Below are 17,553 nucleotides of genomic sequence, written 5' to 3'. Positions count from 1 at the left end.
CGGACAATAAAGCACCGAAAAGCCAATTTTTTCTTGCGACGGCGCGGCGGCGGGTTCAACCCCCGCCGCCGCGCCGAAACAAAAACCATCTCAATCAGTTAACAGGCAAATGTGTGGCAAGGCGTCGCGTATGCGACGCGGCTGCCGTTATTTCTTCGCCAGGAGCGCCTTGACGAGCGGCGCGTCGATCTCGCCGGTCGGCTTCATCTTGTTGTCGGTCTGGAAGGCCATGATGGCGGTCTTGGTCTTGCCGCCCATCACGCCGTCGGCGCCGCCGGCGTCGTAGCCGTTCTTGTTGAGGATCAGCTGGATGTTCTTCACCGCCTTCTTCATGTCGATGCTGGCGGTGGTCTGCGGCGCGCTGTCCTGCCAGGACTCCGGAACGTCGGCCGAGTTGGCGGCCGCGTTGAGCGGCTTGGCCTTCCACAATTCCGTGGCCGCGCGCGCCCGCTCGAGCTGCTCGGGCCGCAAAGCGTTGGCGATCTCGTCGCGCTTGGCGGCAGCGTCCTTGTCGCCGGTCTTTGCGACCAGGGCGAACCATTTGTAGGATTCTTCCAGGTCCTGCTTCATGCCGACACCCTTGGCGGCTAGGATGCCGAGGTTGAACTGGCTGTCCTTGACGCCGAGGTCAGCGGCTTCCTGGAACCAGTGCGTCGCCGATTCATTGTCGGTCACGCCGTCCGCCGCCATGGCGAACAGCACCGCCAGATTGTGCATTGCGCTGGCGTTGCCCTGTTCGGCGGCGAGTTGATAGTAGGTCTTGGCCTTCTTGATGTCGCGCGCGACGCCGATGCCTTTTTCGTAGAAATTGCCGATACGGTATTCGGCCGGCGCGAAGCCGAGCTCGGCCGACTGCTCATACCATTTGGCGGCTGCCTTCATGTCTTCCTTCACGCCGCGCGATTCCGCGTAGCGCGAGCCGATCTCGAACAGCGCCTTGGCGTCGCCGCCGGCGGCCGCGTCGCGCAGCGCCACCGGTCCGATTTCGGAAGGAATGTCGAATTTGGCCGCGGCCGTCTGGCTTGCCGCGGGCGGCACGGCGCCCGTCGTGTCGGCGGAGGTGGCAGTCGGCGCGCCGGCGGGTGGACTCCCGGCTGCGGGGCTGGCCGTCTCTGGGGCCTTGGCCATCGGCTGCGTGTCGCCATCCGTGTCCGTCGCGGTGGCGGCTGCGGCAGGCTCGGACGGCGTCGCCGACGCCATCGGGGCCGGCGCCGGCGCGGCAAGCGCCACTGGCGCGGGCGTCGGTTCGGCCGGCATGGCGGCGGCAGCTTCAGCACTTGCGGGGATGGAAGCGGCCGGCGCCGCGTCCTTGACGGACTCTGCCTGCCTGACGGGGCGGGCCGGGGTGCTTTCGGCCTGCGCGGTGTCCGTGTCGGCCTTCGGTGCGGCTGTGGCATCGAGCGAAGCCGTATCGACCGTCTGCGTGGAGACGATCGGGGCGGGCTGGTTGTTGGCCGTTTCGACGGGATCGGCCAAGAAGGCCTTGCCCAGCTGCAGGCCCGCCAGCGCCATCATGATCGCCGCCGCCGCCATCAGGATCGGCTTGCGCCGCGCCTTGAGCAGGTCGCCTATCCTCAGCGCCTTCACCGGGCCGGTCATGGTCGATTGCCGCTTCAGCGTGTCGGCTTCCGCTGCGGCGGCCTGAGCCGCGCGGCGGGCCGCGGCGATGAAATCGGACTTGGCGGCGTCGCCCTCGGCGCGCCGGGCCGGCTGGCCGCCACGCTCGTCGCGCACACGCTTCATGATGGCGTTGAGGTCCGGCGCGCCGGAACCTGGTTCCAAGGGCCGGTTGGCGGCCTTGGGGTCGAGCGGCTCGTCGATGTCGACGCTTGGCACGTCGCCCACCGGCGCCGAGGCGGCAAGCGGCTGCGTATCCGCATCCTTCTTGCCCTTGAAGGCGCGCGCCAGGCCGCTGAACATCGATTTCCTGCGGCCGGCCGTCTCGCTCTTGTCGCCGATCACGTCCGGTCCGAGCGCTGCCATGGCCGCTGCGGCCGCGGCTTCCGCGGGCGTGCGCGGCGCATCTGGCTCATCGCGCATGATCGCGGCCGCGCGGCCTTCCAGGCTGGCCATGTCTCCCGTGAGCGGCAGCGGCTGGTCGATGTCCATCGAAGGCGCGTCCTGCACCGCTATCTTGCCGCCGCGGCCGCCGCGCTTGCCGGCCGGTTGCGGATCGACCAACTCGCTGACCGCTTCGCTGGCCTCGCTCGTTTCCAGCGAGCCCAGCCGGTCGACGATCTTCAGCAGCGTGTCGTGGATCGCCTCGAATGTCCGCGAGTTGCGCTCGTCGGAGCGCCGGGTGAGCGCCTCGAGCGTCTTCAGGTCCTGGGCGAGGCCGGCAACGGCGGTCGCGTTGGTCTGGGCCGTGCTGGACGTCGAGTCGGAAAGCGATTTGACGGCGCTCTCGGCCGCCTCGCGCGCCACGCTCAGGATGGAATCGCGCGTGCCGGCCAGCGACTTCTCGATCTGGTTGAGGCGCGGGCTTATGTCTTCGAACTCGGGCAGCGGCGTGCCCGGCTTGGAAAGATGCGCCGACAGGCCGGCGACCTGCGCTTCCAGGCTGCGGATCAGTGCCGGATCGATGCCCGCGACCTGCTGCGCGGACGATTCCAGCCGGCTGGAAATGTCCTCGAGCCGGCTTTCCAGCCCCCGGATCGCCATCTCGTTGGCGGGATCGGGCGTGCGCGTCTCGATGCGCTTGGCCAAAGCGGTGAAGCGGGCGTCGATCGCCTCCATGATGCCGGCGCTCTCATCCCGGCGCATGCGCTGGTCAAGCCTGTCCGCGACTTCGTCCAGCCGACGCTCGAGATCGCGGAACAGCATATTGCCCTGTTCGATCGCATCGCCCTGGCGGCGCTCAAGCAGCATTGACAGCGCATCGAAGCGCTGCTCAAGGCCCTGGAAGATCTGGTCGGCATCTGGCATCGCCGGCGCGCGGTCCATCTTGTCGGTGATCAAGGCGATCTGCTTGCCGAGCCGCTCCATGGCCTGCTCGGGCAGGTCCGCCCTGCCGGCCAGTTGATCCACACGGCTGGACAGGAGACTGAGGCGATCCAGAACTTCCGCTCCAGGCCGCGACTGTGCGACCTCTTCGATCTGAATCGCTAGGGAGGCCATGCGCTTCTCGATCCGGCCGAAGCTTTCGGGATCGAAGGCATTGGCCTGCGCGGCCACCGTCGACGCGACGATGGCGCGCGAAATCTCATCCAGCCGCTCGTCGATCATGGCGAGCGTCTCGCCGCCGCGCGCGGTCTGCTGGCCGGCGAAACGGTCGACCGCGCCGGCAAGCGTGCGCACCTTCTCCTCCAGCGAGCGCAGCGAAAGCGATTCCGGCAGGTTGCTGACGGCGCTGCTGATCTGTTCGAGCCGATCGGTCAGCACCGAAAGGCTCGGACCTTCGGCGCGCTTGCGCTGGTCGGCGTCGACGCGGTCCTCGAAGGCGCTCCAGCGGCGGTCGAAGTCGTCCCAGCGGCGGTCGACCTTCTGCAGGCTTTCCTCGCGCGCCAGCGCATCCAACGCGCCCTTCACCTGTTCCAGTTCCAGCCGCAGCAAGTTGACGCTGCGGTCGTCGCTTTTTTCGGCGAGCGTCTGGATGGCTCCCGAAAGCCGCTCGAATTCGAGGGCGAGCTCGGCGCTGCTCTTGTCGGGCATGCCGCTCGACGGAGCGCCGCCCTGGCTGTTGGCCTGTATGGCGCGATCGATGTCCTGGCGGAACGCTTCGAATTCGCGCTGCAGACCGACGGTCATCTGGTGGCGCAGTTCCTCGCGCAGGCCGCGCAGTTCGACGGCGATCTTGCCGACCATGGCGACGCTGTCTTCCTGGCCGCGCACCCGGTCGATGTCACGCGCGATCGCCTGGTAGCTCTGGCCGAAGGCGGGCGCGGCGGGCGTCGGATTTTGCGGGGCGCGATTTTGCGGCCATTGGTTCTGCGGGCCGGGATTTTGCGGTGCCGGATTCTGCTGCGGCCGGTCCAGCGGCCTTTGCGCGGAATAGGTATCCTCGTACCAGCGCGGCTGGCCGTAAGGCTGCGTGCTTGGATAACGCGGCTGCTCGACCGGCCGCCGCAGGTCGGGGCGATCGGGCATGTCGGCGCGCGTCCGGTCCAGCCGCTGCTCCAGCGTTTCGAGCGAGCGGTTCAGTTCTTCGAGCGAGGGCTGCGGCCGGCGTTGCCTGCCGGCGTTGAGTGTATCGAGATAGGACCGCTTGCTGTTCATCGATGCGCCCGTGTTCAGAATGGCCGGCCAAAGGCCGGTTTCCCAAAGTCCTGTCGGGAACGAAGCGAGCCGGGCGGTTTTGCCGCGGAGGAAGACGGGCTTCCCGGGTTTTCACCCGCGCTTCGAAAAACCGTGAAAAATTCGCTACAGGATAACCACGGGTGACCGACATGCGCACATTTCGCCCAACGTGGTAAACAAGGCGTTAACCAAGCTTAAGAAGCCGCGCATAAATCGTGAGGCGCCTTTCGGGTGGTGCGGCATAAAGGTCCGTTTTGACAACGCCCTTGCGTCACCCCGTGGCTGTCGATATAGAATTGACGTAAACGTAAAAGGTGCGAAGTCGTGCCTCTTGCGATTGACTTGTTGCAACCACGATTGGAAGCACGCCCCCGCTTCCATTCAGGCGACGCTTGGTCCGAGACCGCGACGCCACCAGGGGAAAGCCAGTGACCATGAAACTTGTTTCGCCCGGCGAAGCCGCGGCCAATACCAATGACATACCGCTCGAAGCCGGCGAGGAATTCGTCCGCATCGGCGAGATGGCCAAGAAATACGGTGTGACGCTGCGCACGCTGCGTTTCTATGAAGACAAGGGCCTGCTCAATCCGCATCGCGACGGCTCGACCCGTCTCTATACGCGCCGCGACAAGGCCCGCCTGAAGCTGATCCTGCTCGGCCGCAAGGTCGGGTTCTCGCTGCGCGACGTCAAGCAGATGATGGATCTCTACGATCCGACCGGCACCAACACCAAGCAGTTGCGGCTGGCCCTCGACAAGTCGGAGAAGCAGCTCGCCCGTCTGCAGAAGCAGCGCGCGCTGATCGACGACGCCATCAACGAGTTGAGCACGTCGATGACGGCGGTGCGCCAGATGCTCGTCGAGCGCACGACGGCGCCGCAGGCCAGCGCCGCCGGCTGAACGCTGGCCCTCAACAGGGACGATCCCAAAAATGGAGAGCCGCGCGGCTGTAGCCGCGCGGCTTTTTTGTCGCCACAATGCCGAACCGCTCACATAAATTTTTGGCTGCGACGAAGTTGACGTTTACGAAAACGTCAATATTTGCTATCGGGGCATCGACATTGGCCCGGCCTTCTGTCCAGGACGTGGATAAGGAACTTGCTGGCCGGCCGGCACTATAAGGGTGGAGGAAGGCATGACGATCTACAGGGCGCCGGTCCAGGACACGCTGTTCGTTCTCAACGACGTGCTGGGCTATCAGCGCTATTCCAACCTTCCGGGCTTCTCGGATGCGACGCCCGACGTGCTCGAGGCGATCCTCGCCGAGGGCGCCAAGCTTGCCGAAAACGTCATGCATCCGTTGAACCGCGTGGGCGACATGGAAGGCTGCGTGCGCCATGACGACGGCTCGGTGACGACGCCCAAGGGTTTCAAGGATGCTTACGACCAGTATCGCGAAGGCGGCTGGATGGGGCTTGCAGCGCCTGCCGAGTTCGGCGGCCAGGGCCTCCCTTACGCCGTCCACACCGCCGTCTCCGAATATATGATCTCCGCCAACATGGCGCTGATGATGTATCCCGGCCTGACGCAAGGCGCGATCGCGGCCATCGTCACCCACGGCACGGACGAGCAGAAGGCGACATGGCTGCCCAGGCTGATCGAGGGCACCTGGACCGGCACCATGAACCTGACCGAGCCGCATTGCGGCACCGACCTCGGCCTGCTGCGCACCAAGGCCGTTCCCAATGGCGATGGCACCTACAGGATTTCCGGCCAGAAGATCTTCATCTCCGCCGGCGAGCACGACATGTCGGACAACATCGTCCACCTGGTGCTTGCCCGCGCCGAGGGCGCGCCGGAAGGCGTGAAGGGCATCTCGCTTTTCATCGTGCCGAAGCTCAAGCTCGATGCCTCGGGCAATCCCGGCCAGCGCAACACGCTCTCCTGCGGCTCGATCGAGGAGAAGATGGGCATCCACGGCAACTCGACCTGCGTCATGAATTATGACGAGGCGGAGGGCACGCTGCTCGGCGAATTGAACGGCGGCCTGAAGGCCATGTTCACGATGATGAACGAGGCCCGCCTCGGCGTCGGCCTGCAGGGGCTTTCGGTCTCCGAGATCGCCTATCAGAACGCCGTTTCCTACGCCAAGGACCGCCTGCAGGGCCGTTCGCTGTCGGGCGCCAAGGCGCCGGACAAGAAGGCCGATCCGATCATCGTCCATCCCGACATTCGCCGTTCGCTGATGACCATGAAGGCCTTCAACGAGGCCGGTCGCGCGCTGGCGTTGTGGACGGCGATCAAGTCCGACGTCGCACATCGCTCGGGCGACGACAAGGACCGCCAGGCGGCCGACGACTACACCGGCCTGATGACGCCGGTGGTCAAGGGCGTGCTCACCGATAAGGGTTTCGATCATGCGGTGATGGCGCAGCAGGTGTTCGGCGGCCACGGCTACATCGAAGAGCACGGCATGAGCCAGTTCGTGCGCGACGCCCGCATCGCCATGATCTATGAAGGCGCCAACGGCATCCAGGCGCTCGACCTCGTCGGCCGCAAGCTGGCGCAGAATGGTGGCCGCGCGGTGCAGGCCTTCTTCAAGGAAGTCGGCGAATTCTGCGAGGAAGACCGCGCCGACGAGAAGATGGCGTCCTTCACCAAGGCGCTGAAGAAGGGTCTCAACGACTTGCAGGCAGCCACCATGTGGCTGGTGCAGAACGCCATGGCCAAGCCCGACAATACCGGTGCCGCCTCGACCGACTATATGCATCTCTTCGGCCTGGTGGCGCTGGGCTACATGTGGGCGCAGATGGCGAAATCCGCGCAGGCGAAGCTCGCGGAAGGCGCCAACGGCGCTTCGGTGTTCTACGACACCAAGCTGGTGACCGCGCGCTTCTTCATGGAGCGCGTCATGCCGGAAACGGCGACGCGTCTTGCCCGCATCTCGAGTGGCGCGGACACGCTAATGGCGCTGCCGGCGGAAGCGTTCTAGGTTCGGCGGACCGGCACCGCCGGCCTACAATTGTCGGAACGCGGAGGAAATCGTGGCGACAAATCCAGCCGAAATTCTTGGCCTGCCGAAGCCCGCCTGGGCGGCGGACGAAGTCGGCATGCTCTACGACATGGCGTCCCGCTTCATGTCGGAAGAAATCGCGCCGCGCTATGACGAGTTCGAGAAGAACGAGATGTTCGACCGCGAGAGCTGGCTGAAGGCCGGGGCCGCCGGCCTGCTCTGCGCTTCCATGCCGGAGAAATACGGTGGCTCGGGCGGCACCTTCGCCCATGAGAGCGCCATCATCGAGGCGATCGGCCATGTCGGCGTCGACGGCTTCGGCATCGGGCTGCACAATTCGATCGTAGCACCCTACATCCTGCATTACGGTTCCGAGGAGCAGAAACAGAAATGGCTGCCCAAGCTCGCGACCGGCGAGCTGATCGGCGCCATCGCCATGACGGAACCCGGCGCCGGCTCCGACCTGCAAGGCGTCAAGACCCGCGCCGAGAAGGACGGCAATCACTACAAGATCAGCGGCTCGAAGACCTTCATCACCAATGGCCAGCTCGCCAACCTGGTCATCGTCGTCACCAAGACCGACCCGGACAAGGGTGCCAAGGGCACCTCGCTGATCGTCGTCGAGACCGACGAGGTCGAGGGTTTTCAGCGCGGCCGCAATCTCGACAAGATCGGGCTGAAGTCGAACGACACCTCCGAGCTGTTCTTCAACGACGTGCGCGTGCCGACCTCGAACCTGCTTGGCCACGAGGAGGGCAAGGGCTTCGTCCAGCTGATGCAGCAGCTGCCGCAGGAGCGATTGCAGATCGGCACCGGCGCGATCGCCATGATCGAGCGGGCGCTGGCGCTCACCATCGACTACGTCAAGGAACGCAAGGCCTTCGGCAAGGCCGTCATCGATTTCCAGAACACCCAGTTCAAGCTGGCCGAACTGAAGACCGAGGCCACCATCGGCCGCGTCTTCTACAATGACTGCGTCGCCCGCCACATCGATGGCGGGCTCGACCCGGTGACCGCCTCGATGGCCAAATACTGGCTCAGCGACCTGCAGGGCAAAGTCGTCGACGAATGCCTTCAACTGCATGGCGGCTATGGCTACATGAATGAATATCCGATCGCCCGCATGTACCGCGACGCCCGCGTCCAGCGCATCTACGGCGGCACCAACGAAATCATGAAATTGCTGATCGGGCGCTCTCTCTGAGCGCGGCGGCCGGCAAAGCCAAGGAGCACGAAAATGACTGAGGCTTACGTCTATGACGCCGTGCGCACGCCGCGCGGCAAGGGCAAGAAGGATGGCTCGCTGCACGAGGTGCCGGCGGTCAGGCTCGCCGCCAGGACGCTCGAGGCGCTGCGCGACCGCAACGGGCTCGACACCGGCAATGTCGACGACATCATCTTCGGCTGCGTCGATCCGGTCGGCGAGGCTGGCTCGGTCATTCCGCGCGCCGCCGCCTTCGAGGCCGGCTACGACACAAAGGCGCCCGGCATGCAGATCTCGCGCTTCTGCGCCTCCGGCCTCGACGCCATCAATTTCGGCGCCGCCAAGATCGCGCAAGGCGCGGACGAGATCGTCATTGCCGGCGGCGTCGAATCCATGTCGCGCGTCGGCATGGGCATGTCCGGCGGCGCCTGGTTCATGGACCCTTCCGTCGGCCTGCCCGGCTGGTTCGTGCCACAGGGCATCTCGGCCGACCTTATCGCCACCAAATACGGTTTTTCCCGCGACGACGTCGACGCCTATGCCGTCGAGAGCCAGAAGCGCGCCGCGAAAGCCTGGGCCGACGGCCGTTTCAAGAATTCGGTGATCCCGATCAAGGACCAGAACGGCCTCACCATTCTCGACCATGACGAGCACATGCGGCCCTCGACCGACATGCAGTCTCTGGCCTCGCTCAACCCGTCCTTCGTCATGCCTGGCGAAATGGGCGGCTTCGACGCGGTCGCCGTGCAGAAGCATCCTGAGGTCGAGGAGGTCAATCACGTCCACCACGCCGGCAATTCCTCCGGCATCGTCGACGGCGCCGCCGCCGTGCTGCTCGGCTCCAAGAAGGCCGGCAAGGCGATGGGACTGAAGCCCCGCGCCCGCATCCGCGCCTTCGCCAACATAGGCTCGGAACCGGTGCTGATGCTGACCGGTCCGGTCGACGTCACCGAGAAGCTGTTGAAGCGCGCCAAGATGAAGCAGTCGGACATCGACCTGTTCGAGCTCAACGAGGCTTTCGCTTCCGTGGTGCTGCGCTACATGCAGGCCTTCGACATCCCGCATGACCAGATCAACGTCAATGGCGGGGCGATCGCCATGGGCCATCCGCTCGGCGCCACCGGCGCCATGATCCTGGGCACGGTGCTTGACGAGCTGGAGCGTCGCGACCTCAACACCGCGCTGGTCACGCTCTGCATCGGCGCCGGCATGGGCACCGCCACCATCATCGAACGCGTCTGACGGGGAGAGAAGAAGATGACCTATACCAATTTCACCCTCGACACCGACGCCGACGGCATTGCGCTGATCACCTGGAACATGCCGGACCGCTCGATGAACGTGTTCACCGAAGAGGTGATGCGCGAGCTCAACGACATCGTCGATAAGGTGGCCGGCGATGCCGCCATCAAGGGCGCCGTCATCACCTCCGGCAAGGATAGCTTCTCCGGCGGTGCAGATATCACCATGCTGCAGAAGATGCTGGCGACCTTCGCTGCCGCGAAGGCGAATGATCTCGACAAGGCGACCAGGGCGCTGTTCGAGAATGCCGGCTACATGACCGGCTTGTTCCGCAAGCTCGAGACCTGCGGCAAGCCGTTTGTGTCGGCGATCAACGGCACCTGCATGGGTGGCGCCTTCGAGATGTCGCTCGCCTGCCACGGCCGCGTCGCCGCCGATTCCGACAAGGTGAAGATGGCGCTTCCCGAAGTGAAGATCGGTATCTTCCCCGGTGCAGGCGGCACCCAGCGCGTGCCGCGGCTGACCGACCAGCAGCAGGCGCTGCAGATGCTGACCTCCGGCCAGAACCTGACGCCGCAGAAGGCGAAGGCGATGGGCCTGATCCACGAGATCGTCGAGCCTTCGAAACTCGTCGAGACCGCCAAGGCGATGATCAAGAACGGGCTGAAGCCGGTGGCGCCCTGGGACGAGAAGGGTTTCAAGCTGCCCGGCGGTCCGATCTATTCGGCCGCCGGCGCCAATCTCTGGCCGCCGGCGATTGCCATCCTGCGCCGCGAAACCTACGGCAATTATCCGGCTGCGGCCGCTATCCTGAAATGCGTCTATGAAGGCCTTTTGGTGCCATTCGACACGGCGCTCAGGATCGAGCAGCGCTATTTCACCGAGATCATGCAGTCGAAGGAAGCGGCGGCGATGATCCGCTCGCTCTTCCTGTCGCTGCAGGAATTGAACAAGGGCGCGCGCCGGCCGGCCGACGTGCCGGAGACCAAGTTCAAGAAGATCGGCATCCTCGGCGCCGGCTTCATGGGCGCCGGCATCGCCTATGTCACCGCGCGCGCCGGTATTCCGGTGGTGCTGCTCGACCGCGACCTGCCGTCGGCCGAGAAGGGCAAGGCGCATTCCGACAGCCTGATGGCCGATCAGGTCAAGAAGGGCCGCGCCAAGCCGGAAGACAAGGACAAGCTCCTGTCGCTGATCACGCCAACGGCGGATTATGCCGACCTTGCCGGCTGCGATCTCGTCGTCGAGGCGGTCTTCGAGGATTCGAGCGTCAAGAAAGAAGCCACCGAGAAGGCGGAAGCGGTGTTGAAGTCGTCGGCGATCTTCGCTTCGAACACGTCGACGATCCCGATCTCCGCTCTGGCGAAGAACTCGGCGCGGCCGAAGAACTTCATCGGCATCCACTTCTTCTCGCCGGTCGACAAGATGATGCTGGTCGAGATCATCCTCGGCAAGAAGACGGGCGACAAGGCCTTGGCCGTCGCCTTCGACTTCGTGCGCGCCATCAAGAAGACGCCGATCGTCGTCAACGACACGCGTGGCTTCTACGTCAACCGCTGCGTGCTGCGCTACATGTCGGAAGCCTACAAGATGCTGATCGAGGGTGTGCCCGCGCCGATGATCGAGAACGCCGCTAAGGCTGCCGGCATGCCGGTCGGCCCGCTGGCGCTGACCGACGAGACGGCCGTCGACCTTGCCCAGAAGATCATGAAGCAGACCATCCGGGATCTCGGCGACAAGGCCGTCGATCCCAGGCAGATGGCGTTGGTCAACACCATGGTCGACACGCATGGCCGCTTCGGCCGCAAGAACGGCAAGGGTTTCTACGACTATCCGGCCAAGCCGGCGAAGAAGAAGCTGTGGCCGGGCCTCAAGGACCTCTATCCGCAGCTCAACCCCGACAAGGTCGACTATGAGGAGCTGAAGCAGCGCCTGCTGGTCGCCATCGCGCTGGAAGCGGCGCGGGTGATGGAAGAGGGCATCGTCACCGATCCACGCGAGGCGGATGTCGGCTCGATCCTCGCCTTCGGCTTTGCGCCCTTCACCGGCGGCGCGCTGTCCTACATCGACGGCATCGGCGCCAAGCGTTTCGTCAAGATCGCCAAGGGCCTACAGAAGAGATACGGCGCCGAGTTCAAGGCGCCGAAGCTTCTGCTCGACATGGCCGAGAAGGGCGAGACCTTCTACCAGCGCTTCCACCCCTACCAGAAGGGTGAGGTCAGAGAGGCGGCCTGACGAACGAAGCCGGGATGTATGTCTGGGCGCGAATGGCCCGCACCATGGCCACGGCGTCGAGCCGCGGCCCCTACAGGGTCGGCGACGAAAGCCGGCTGGCCTTCCGCTGCCTGCCGATCGACATCGATTTCAACCTGCATCTGAACAATGCCCGCTACATGATGCTGGCCGATCTCGGCCGCATCGATATCTTCCTGCGCGTCGGCCTTATCGCGCTTGCACGCAAGAATGGCTGGGCGCCGATGATCGGCGGGCTGCAGGTGGCCTATGTACGCGAGATCAAGCTGTGGCGCCGCTTCGAGGTGGTCTCATCGATCGAGACCTGGGAAGGCACCTCCGTCATCGGCAGGCATCGTTTCGTCCTCGATGGCGGCGAGACGGCGGCGCTGATCCTGACCACCGGCGGCGTCTATGACCGCGGCGGCCGCCGCGTCCTCGACATCGACGAGGTCGTCGCGGCGCTCGGCCACGCCGCCAGTCCACGCCCGCCGACCGAAGCCGAGCGGGCCTTCATGCTTTCGCACCGGAATTTGCGCGAACAGGCCAAGGCCGCCTGATCGCGCTGAAGTGGTCAGTCCGACTTGCTGGGTCAACAACGGCTTGGATCACATTTTAGAGGCGCGGGCGTCGTCGGCTTTTTGGCGAAGGATTTGGATGATATATTAGTTTCATCTAATAAAACTGTTGACCACGGGAGCGATCATCATGCGCATGATGTTGAGAATTTCCGTTCCGACCGTCGAAGGCAACAAGGCACTCAAGGACGGCAGCATGGCGAAGTTCATCGAACATACCCTGTCGGACCTTAAGCCGGAGGCCGCCTATTTCACCGCCGAAAAAGGTCAACGAACGGCTTACCTGTTCGTCGATATAAAGGACAGTTCCGACATGCCTCATTTCGGCGAGCGGTTCTTCCTGGCTTTCAATGCCGCCGTGGATTTCGTGCCGGTCATGAATGCGGAGGAACTCAAGAAGGGCCTGCCCAAGGCTTTGGCCGGGATCGGATAGGTCGCGTAAGGACGCGAAAGCCACGCAGATTTCTCGATGTCCATCGGCCACGCCGATGGACAATGGTGTGGTCGCGCGCTAGACAGGCTTGAGGCATTTTTTCCTGTTCTGAAGGAGAGCGCGCGTGCTCTCACACGACCGCGTATGGGCCGCAATCGACGCTCTCGCCGAGCGCTATTCGCTGTCGGCTTCCGGCCTTGCCCGGCGTGCGGGCCTCGATTCGACGGCCTTCAACAAGTCGAAGCGCCTGTCTTCCGACGGCCGGCCGCGCTGGCCCTCGACCGAATCGCTGGCCAAGATCATCGAGGCCACCGGCGCTTCGCTGGAGGAATTCACCGGACTGGTCGAAGGACGCGGCGGGGCCTCCGTCGCCCAACATCGCAGCGCGGTTCCGTTGCTCGGCTTCGCCCAGGCCGGCGCGGGGGGCTTCTTCGACGATGCCGGCTATCCGGCGGGGCAGGGCTGGGATCTGGTCGAGCTTCCGGCGCGGGCGACCGAGACATCCTACGCGCTGCAGGTACAGGGCGATTCCATGCTGCCGCTCTACCGCAACGACGACGTGCTGATCGTCGAACCGGGCGCGCCGACGCGCAAGGGCGATCGTGTCGTGGTCAAGACCACCGCCGGCGAGGTGATGGCCAAGGTGCTCGATCGGCAAACGGTGAAATCGATCGTGCTGGTTTCGCTGAACCCCGCCCACCCGGACCGTGACATCCCGACGCGCGATATCGAATGGGTGGCGCGCATCATTTGGGCGAGCCAGTAGGTCCCGGACCGGTGCGGCTTCTTCAAACAGCCCTGGCGGTTCTGGCGCTTCCGGTCATGGCGGCGCTCGTCGTGACCGGCGGGCGCGCAATCAAAGGCCATGAGAGCACGATCGCAGTGGATCAGATCGATCCGGACGCGCTTGCAGATCCAGGCACTGAGACGCCGCCGGAAGAGCCGGCGACCTCGGCCATTCCCGCGCCTGCCACTCCGCAGCCACCTGTTCATTCGAGGGCCATCGATCCCGAAGTGGTGGCGCCGCCCGCTCTTTCGGACAACGAACTCGAACGGGTGGAACCGCGCGCGCCGCTCAGCGATCTGGCGCTGGCCGGGCCGCCCAAGCCGCCCAAAACGAAGATGCCAGGCGACTGGAACGGCACGAAATTGTTCCAGCCGGTCGCCATCGCCGCCGGGCTGATCGAGTCGAAGGGCTATGCGGTCGCCGTGTCCGGCGTGGATGTCGTCAAGGCGGACGAAACCTGCGCCGACGAGGGCAAGAACTGGGCCTGCGGCGCGCGCGCCAGGACAGCCTTCCGCGCTTTCCTGCGTGGCCGGGCGGTCGCCTGCACCGTGCCGTCCGAGGGCGGCCGCGACACCATTTCCGCCGAATGCCATATCGGCAATCAGGACGTCGGCCAGTGGCTGGTCGAGAATGGCTGGGCACGCGCCGCGCAAGGCGGTCCCTATGTCGAGGCCGAGAACAAGGCCCGCACGGCCAGGAAGGGTATTTTCGGCTCGGCGCCTAAGCTTGACGGTCTGCCGGCGCTGCCGGCCGCGTCAGATCCGGCGCCGGTTGCGCCGGATTCGATCCTGCCGGCCGATGGCGGCGACGTTACGCCGCCAACTGACCAGCCAGCGCCCGCTCAATGAGCGCGCGTGTCTCGGCGATGCCGTAAAGCGCCGCGAACGAACCGAAGCGCGGCCCGCGCTCCTGGCCGATCAGCACCTGGTAGATCATCTGGAAGAAGGCGACCGACACGCCTGGTCCGCCCTCAGGGCTCTGCTTGGAATGGTCCTGGTAGCGGTCGATCTTGCGCGCGACGTTGAGCGCCGCGTTCTGGATCGCCTCGCCGTCGGCGCCCTGCGGCAGCGCGCCGAGCGCGTCGGAAAGCTTGGCCAGCGCCTCGCGCTCCATCTCGTCGGCGGCACGGTAAACCTTGGTCGGCTTCACGAAGTCGTCGAAATAGCGGATCGCGTAGCCGGTCAGCCGGTCGAGTTCCGGATGCGTCTTCGGCGTCACGCCCGGCGCGTGCCGCGAGATGAAGCCCCACAGCACGGCCTTGTCATGCGCGTTGGAGGCGCTCACTAGGTTGAGCAGCAGCGCGAACGGTACCGGCAGGTCGATAGCCGGCGGGTTGCCGTCATGCATGTGCCATACAGGATTGCCGAGCCGCTCCTTCCAGTCCTGGCGCGGATAGGCGCCAAGGAAAGCGTAATACTCGTCAACCGCCTTCGGGATGACGTCGAAATAGAGCTTCTTCGCCTGCCGCGGCCGCTGGTACATATAGAGGCCGAGGCTCTCGGTCGGCGCGTAGGTCAGCCATTCGTCGATGGTCAGGCCATTGCCCTTCGACTTCGAGATCTTCTGGCCTTCCTCGTCGAGGAACAACTCGTAGACGAAATGCTCCGGCGCGCGGCCCCCGAGGATGTTGCAGATGCGGTCGTAGATCCCGGCATTGGTCTGGTGGTCCTTGCCGAACATCTCGAAGTCGACGCCGAGCGCCGCCCAGCGCATGCCGAAATCCGGCTTCCACTGCAGCTTCACATGGCCGCCGGTGACCGGCAGCGTCGTCTCCATGCCTTCGTCGTCGAAGGTGACGGTGCCGGCCTTGGCGTCGACATTTATCATCGGCACGTAGAGCACGCGGCCGCTCTTCGGCGAGATCGGCAGGAACGGGCTGTAGGTCGCCTGGCGCTCCGGCCCGAGCGTCGGCAGCATCACGCCCATGATCTCGTCATAGCGCTCCGCGGCGCGCAGCAGCACCTCGTCGAAGCGGCCGGCCTTGTAATACTGCGTCGCGCTGGCGAATTCGTAATAGAAGCCGAACGTATCGAGGAAACGGCACAGCATCGCGTTGTTGTGGTCGGCGAAGCTCGCATAGTCGCCGCCGAACGGATTGGGCACCGAGGTCAGCGGCATATGCAGGTAGGGTTCCAGCGCCGCGCGGTCCGGCACGTTCTCCGGGATCTTGCGCATGCCGTCCATGTCGTCGGAGAAGCACAGAAGCTTGGTCTTGACCTTGTCCTGCGTCAGCACGCGGAAGGCGTGGCGCACCATGGTCGTGCGCGCCACCTCGCCGAACGTGCCGATATGCGGCAGGCCGGACGGGCCGTAGCCGGTCTCGAACAGCACGGTTTCGGGAAAATCCTTGCCCTTGTAGCGGGCGATGATCTTCTTGGCTTCCTCGAACGGCCAGGCCTTGCTCTCGGCCGCCGCGGCAAGCATCTCGGGATTGAGATCGATGATGTTTGATCCCGTCATGTCGGAGTTCCAGTCATGGCCGTCTGTGCGGCGGATAAGGTTTGTCGACCGGTCTCTAGGCGCGCGAGATCGGAGCGTCAACGATTTGCGGCGGTTTTCCTTGCGGCGCCACAATCGCGCTCCTACGTTCGAGCCTCACTTTCAAGGAGTTTTGAATGCCTTTGCTGACGCCGCACGAAGCCCTGATCCACCTGATGGTCATCACGTCGGCTTCCGATCGCGACATGACGGATGTCGAGCTGGCGCGGATCGGCGATGTCGTCCGCTCCTGGCCGGTCTTCGTCGATTTCAACCAGGACAGGCTAATTGCGGTGGCGCAGGCCTGCCAGAAGGCGCTGCACGACAAGGACGGGCTGGAAGGCCTGCTGGCGCGCGTCTCCGAAGCGCTACCCGAGCGGCTGCGCGACACTGCTTATGCCGCTGCCTTTGAAGTAGCCGCCGTCGATCTCGAAATGCGTATGGAGGAAGTCAGGGTGCTGCAGCTCATCCGCCTCAAGCTCGACCTCGACACGCTGACCGTCGCCGCGATCGCGCGTGCGGCGAAAGCCCGCCTGCGCACGCTCACCTGAAGAAGGCTGCAGACCTAAAAGAAGCTGACAGGAAAATAACGCAGGTAGAACTCAGCGAAGCTGCCCTTGATCGAGATCTCCTGCAACGCATAGTCGAAGGCGGCGGCAAGCGCGGTGTCGCTCTTGCGGGTGGCGATCGCCATACCCGAGCCCAGATATTCCGGCGCCAGATACGGACCGCCGGCGAAGCGGCAGCAGCCGGCGGCGTCCGAACCGCCCAGCCAGAAGGCGAAGCGCATGCCGTCGCCGAAGGCGGCGTCGATCTTGCCGGCCTTGAGGTCGGTATAGAGGTCTTCCGGCGTGTCGAAGGTCACCACCTGGACGGTGTTGAAGTAATCGCGCAGCATCTTCTCATGCGCCGAGCCGGCGACTACGCCGACCCGCTTGCTGCGCAATTTGTCGAGGATCGGCTCGGCGAAGGCCTTTGCCTTGGGCATGATGAAGCGGGCTGGAAATTGCATGTAGGAGCGCGAGAAGGCGTATTTCTCACGGCTCTCCGGCGTCGCGGCGATGCCGGCGATGATAGCCTCGCCTTCGCCTTTCTGGAGAGCGCCCTCCAGTTCGTTCCACGGCAAGGCCTGGACCTGGCATTTCTCGACAACGTCCAGTTCCGCGCAGATCGCCCGCGCCAGATCGATGTGGAAACCCGACAGCCGGCCAGCGCCATCGAGGAAGTTGAAGGGCGGAAAATCGGTGGTGGTGAGGAATCTGAGTCGCGGCAGCGCGGAGAGGTCGGGCTTCGGCAGCCGCTCCTTGGCGTCCCACAGCACCGGCACCTGCGGCTCTGCCGCCTGAGTCGCATCGGCGAGAGGCAACGCGCCGCCCACCAGCGACATCAGGGCCAGAAATATCCACCGCAA

13 protein-coding genes are annotated in these 17,553 nt (G+C 64.8%); 10 read left to right on the top strand and 3 right to left on the bottom strand.

Annotation, left to right across the window (positions count from 1 at the left end; translation table 11 throughout):
• Positions 1-147: 147 nt before the first annotated feature.
• Positions 148-4,215 (bottom strand): peptidoglycan-binding protein, encoded by a 4,068-nt coding sequence (locus tag FJ417_RS01255; protein ID WP_140782188.1) that lies wholly within the window; start codon positions 4,213-4,215, stop codon positions 148-150.
• 455 nt (positions 4,216-4,670) lie between these two features.
• Between FJ417_RS01255 and FJ417_RS01250 the strand changes: the two genes are divergently transcribed.
• The 9 genes from FJ417_RS01250 (at position 4,671) to FJ417_RS01210 (ending at position 14,512) form a co-directional block, all read left to right on the top strand.
• A complete protein-coding gene (locus FJ417_RS01250) occupies positions 4,671-5,135 on the top strand; it encodes a MerR family DNA-binding transcriptional regulator (protein ID WP_140782262.1) in 465 nt (154 codons plus the stop codon).
• Between the two features lie 235 nt (positions 5,136-5,370).
• Positions 5,371-7,167 carry an acyl-CoA dehydrogenase gene (locus FJ417_RS01245; protein ID WP_140782187.1) on the top strand — a complete coding sequence of 599 codons (1,797 nt, stop codon included), beginning with the start codon at positions 5,371-5,373 and terminating at the stop codon, positions 7,165-7,167.
• Positions 7,168-7,219: 52 nt separating this feature from the next.
• A complete protein-coding gene (locus tag FJ417_RS01240) occupies positions 7,220-8,392 on the top strand; it encodes an acyl-CoA dehydrogenase family protein (protein WP_140782186.1) in 1,173 nt (390 codons plus the stop codon).
• 33 nt (positions 8,393-8,425) lie between these two features.
• Positions 8,426-9,634, top strand: coding sequence for an acetyl-CoA C-acetyltransferase (locus tag FJ417_RS01235; protein WP_140782185.1), 1,209 nt, complete (start codon positions 8,426-8,428; stop codon positions 9,632-9,634).
• A gap of 15 nt (positions 9,635-9,649) precedes the next feature.
• Positions 9,650-11,869, top strand: a complete 2,220-nt coding sequence (locus FJ417_RS01230) for a 3-hydroxyacyl-CoA dehydrogenase NAD-binding domain-containing protein (protein WP_140782184.1) — start codon at positions 9,650-9,652, stop codon at positions 11,867-11,869.
• A 14-nt stretch (positions 11,870-11,883) separates the two neighbouring features.
• On the top strand, positions 11,884-12,426 hold the full coding sequence (locus FJ417_RS01225; protein ID WP_140782183.1) for a thioesterase family protein: 543 nt from the start codon (positions 11,884-11,886) through the stop codon (positions 12,424-12,426).
• A 148-nt stretch (positions 12,427-12,574) separates the two neighbouring features.
• Positions 12,575-12,877 carry a hypothetical protein gene (locus FJ417_RS01220; protein WP_140659413.1) on the top strand — a complete coding sequence of 101 codons (303 nt, stop codon included), beginning with the start codon at positions 12,575-12,577 and terminating at the stop codon, positions 12,875-12,877.
• A gap of 124 nt (positions 12,878-13,001) precedes the next feature.
• A complete protein-coding gene (locus FJ417_RS01215) occupies positions 13,002-13,643 on the top strand; it encodes a helix-turn-helix transcriptional regulator (protein ID WP_140782182.1) in 642 nt (213 codons plus the stop codon).
• A gap of 11 nt (positions 13,644-13,654) precedes the next feature.
• On the top strand, positions 13,655-14,512 hold the full coding sequence (locus FJ417_RS01210) for a thermonuclease family protein (RefSeq protein WP_348639915.1): 858 nt from the start codon (positions 13,655-13,657) through the stop codon (positions 14,510-14,512).
• Here FJ417_RS01210 and FJ417_RS01205 read toward each other — a convergent pair.
• Positions 14,475-16,124, bottom strand: coding sequence for a lysine--tRNA ligase (locus tag FJ417_RS01205; RefSeq protein ID WP_140782180.1), 1,650 nt, complete (start codon positions 16,122-16,124; stop codon positions 14,475-14,477). The two genes, FJ417_RS01210 and FJ417_RS01205, sit on opposite strands and share 38 nt — an antisense overlap.
• Before the next feature lie 155 nt (positions 16,125-16,279).
• Between FJ417_RS01205 and FJ417_RS01200 the strand changes: the two genes are divergently transcribed.
• Positions 16,280-16,693, top strand: coding sequence for a tellurite resistance TerB family protein (locus tag FJ417_RS01200; protein WP_140782179.1), 414 nt, complete (start codon positions 16,280-16,282; stop codon positions 16,691-16,693).
• 14 nt (positions 16,694-16,707) lie between these two features.
• On the opposite strand, the gene FJ417_RS01195 is transcribed toward FJ417_RS01200, so the two are convergent.
• Entirely contained in the window at positions 16,708-17,529 is an 822-nt protein-coding gene (locus tag FJ417_RS01195; protein ID WP_140645392.1) for a transporter substrate-binding domain-containing protein, read from the bottom strand.
• Between the last annotated feature and the right edge of the window lie 24 nt (positions 17,530-17,553).

It is taken from the genome of Mesorhizobium sp. B3-1-7, from assembly GCF_006439385.1.
Lineage (GTDB): Bacteria > Pseudomonadota > Alphaproteobacteria > Rhizobiales > Rhizobiaceae > Mesorhizobium.
The sequence above is the reverse complement of the archived record's forward strand: the minus strand, read 5'-3'. Positions and strand labels throughout refer to the sequence as shown.

Coding starts and splice junctions, on each gene's coding strand:
- FJ417_RS01195 (WP_140645392.1), bottom strand. CDS start 17,529: ATGTCGCTGGTGGGCGGCGCGTTGCCTCTCGCCGATGCGACTCAGGCG.
- FJ417_RS01200 (WP_140782179.1), top strand. CDS start 16,280: ATGCCTTTGCTGACGCCGCACGAAGCCCTGATCCACCTGATGGTCATC.
- FJ417_RS01230 (WP_140782184.1), top strand. CDS start 9,650: ATGACCTATACCAATTTCACCCTCGACACCGACGCCGACGGCATTGCG.
- FJ417_RS01245 (WP_140782187.1), top strand. CDS start 5,371: ATGACGATCTACAGGGCGCCGGTCCAGGACACGCTGTTCGTTCTCAAC.
- FJ417_RS01225 (WP_140782183.1), top strand. CDS start 11,884: ATGTATGTCTGGGCGCGAATGGCCCGCACCATGGCCACGGCGTCGAGC.
- FJ417_RS01220 (WP_140659413.1), top strand. CDS start 12,575: ATGCGCATGATGTTGAGAATTTCCGTTCCGACCGTCGAAGGCAACAAG.
- FJ417_RS01255 (WP_140782188.1), bottom strand. CDS start 4,215: ATGAACAGCAAGCGGTCCTATCTCGATACACTCAACGCCGGCAGGCAA.
- FJ417_RS01235 (WP_140782185.1), top strand. CDS start 8,426: ATGACTGAGGCTTACGTCTATGACGCCGTGCGCACGCCGCGCGGCAAG.
- FJ417_RS01250 (WP_140782262.1), top strand. CDS start 4,671: ATGAAACTTGTTTCGCCCGGCGAAGCCGCGGCCAATACCAATGACATA.
- FJ417_RS01205 (WP_140782180.1), bottom strand. CDS start 16,124: ATGACGGGATCAAACATCATCGATCTCAATCCCGAGATGCTTGCCGCG.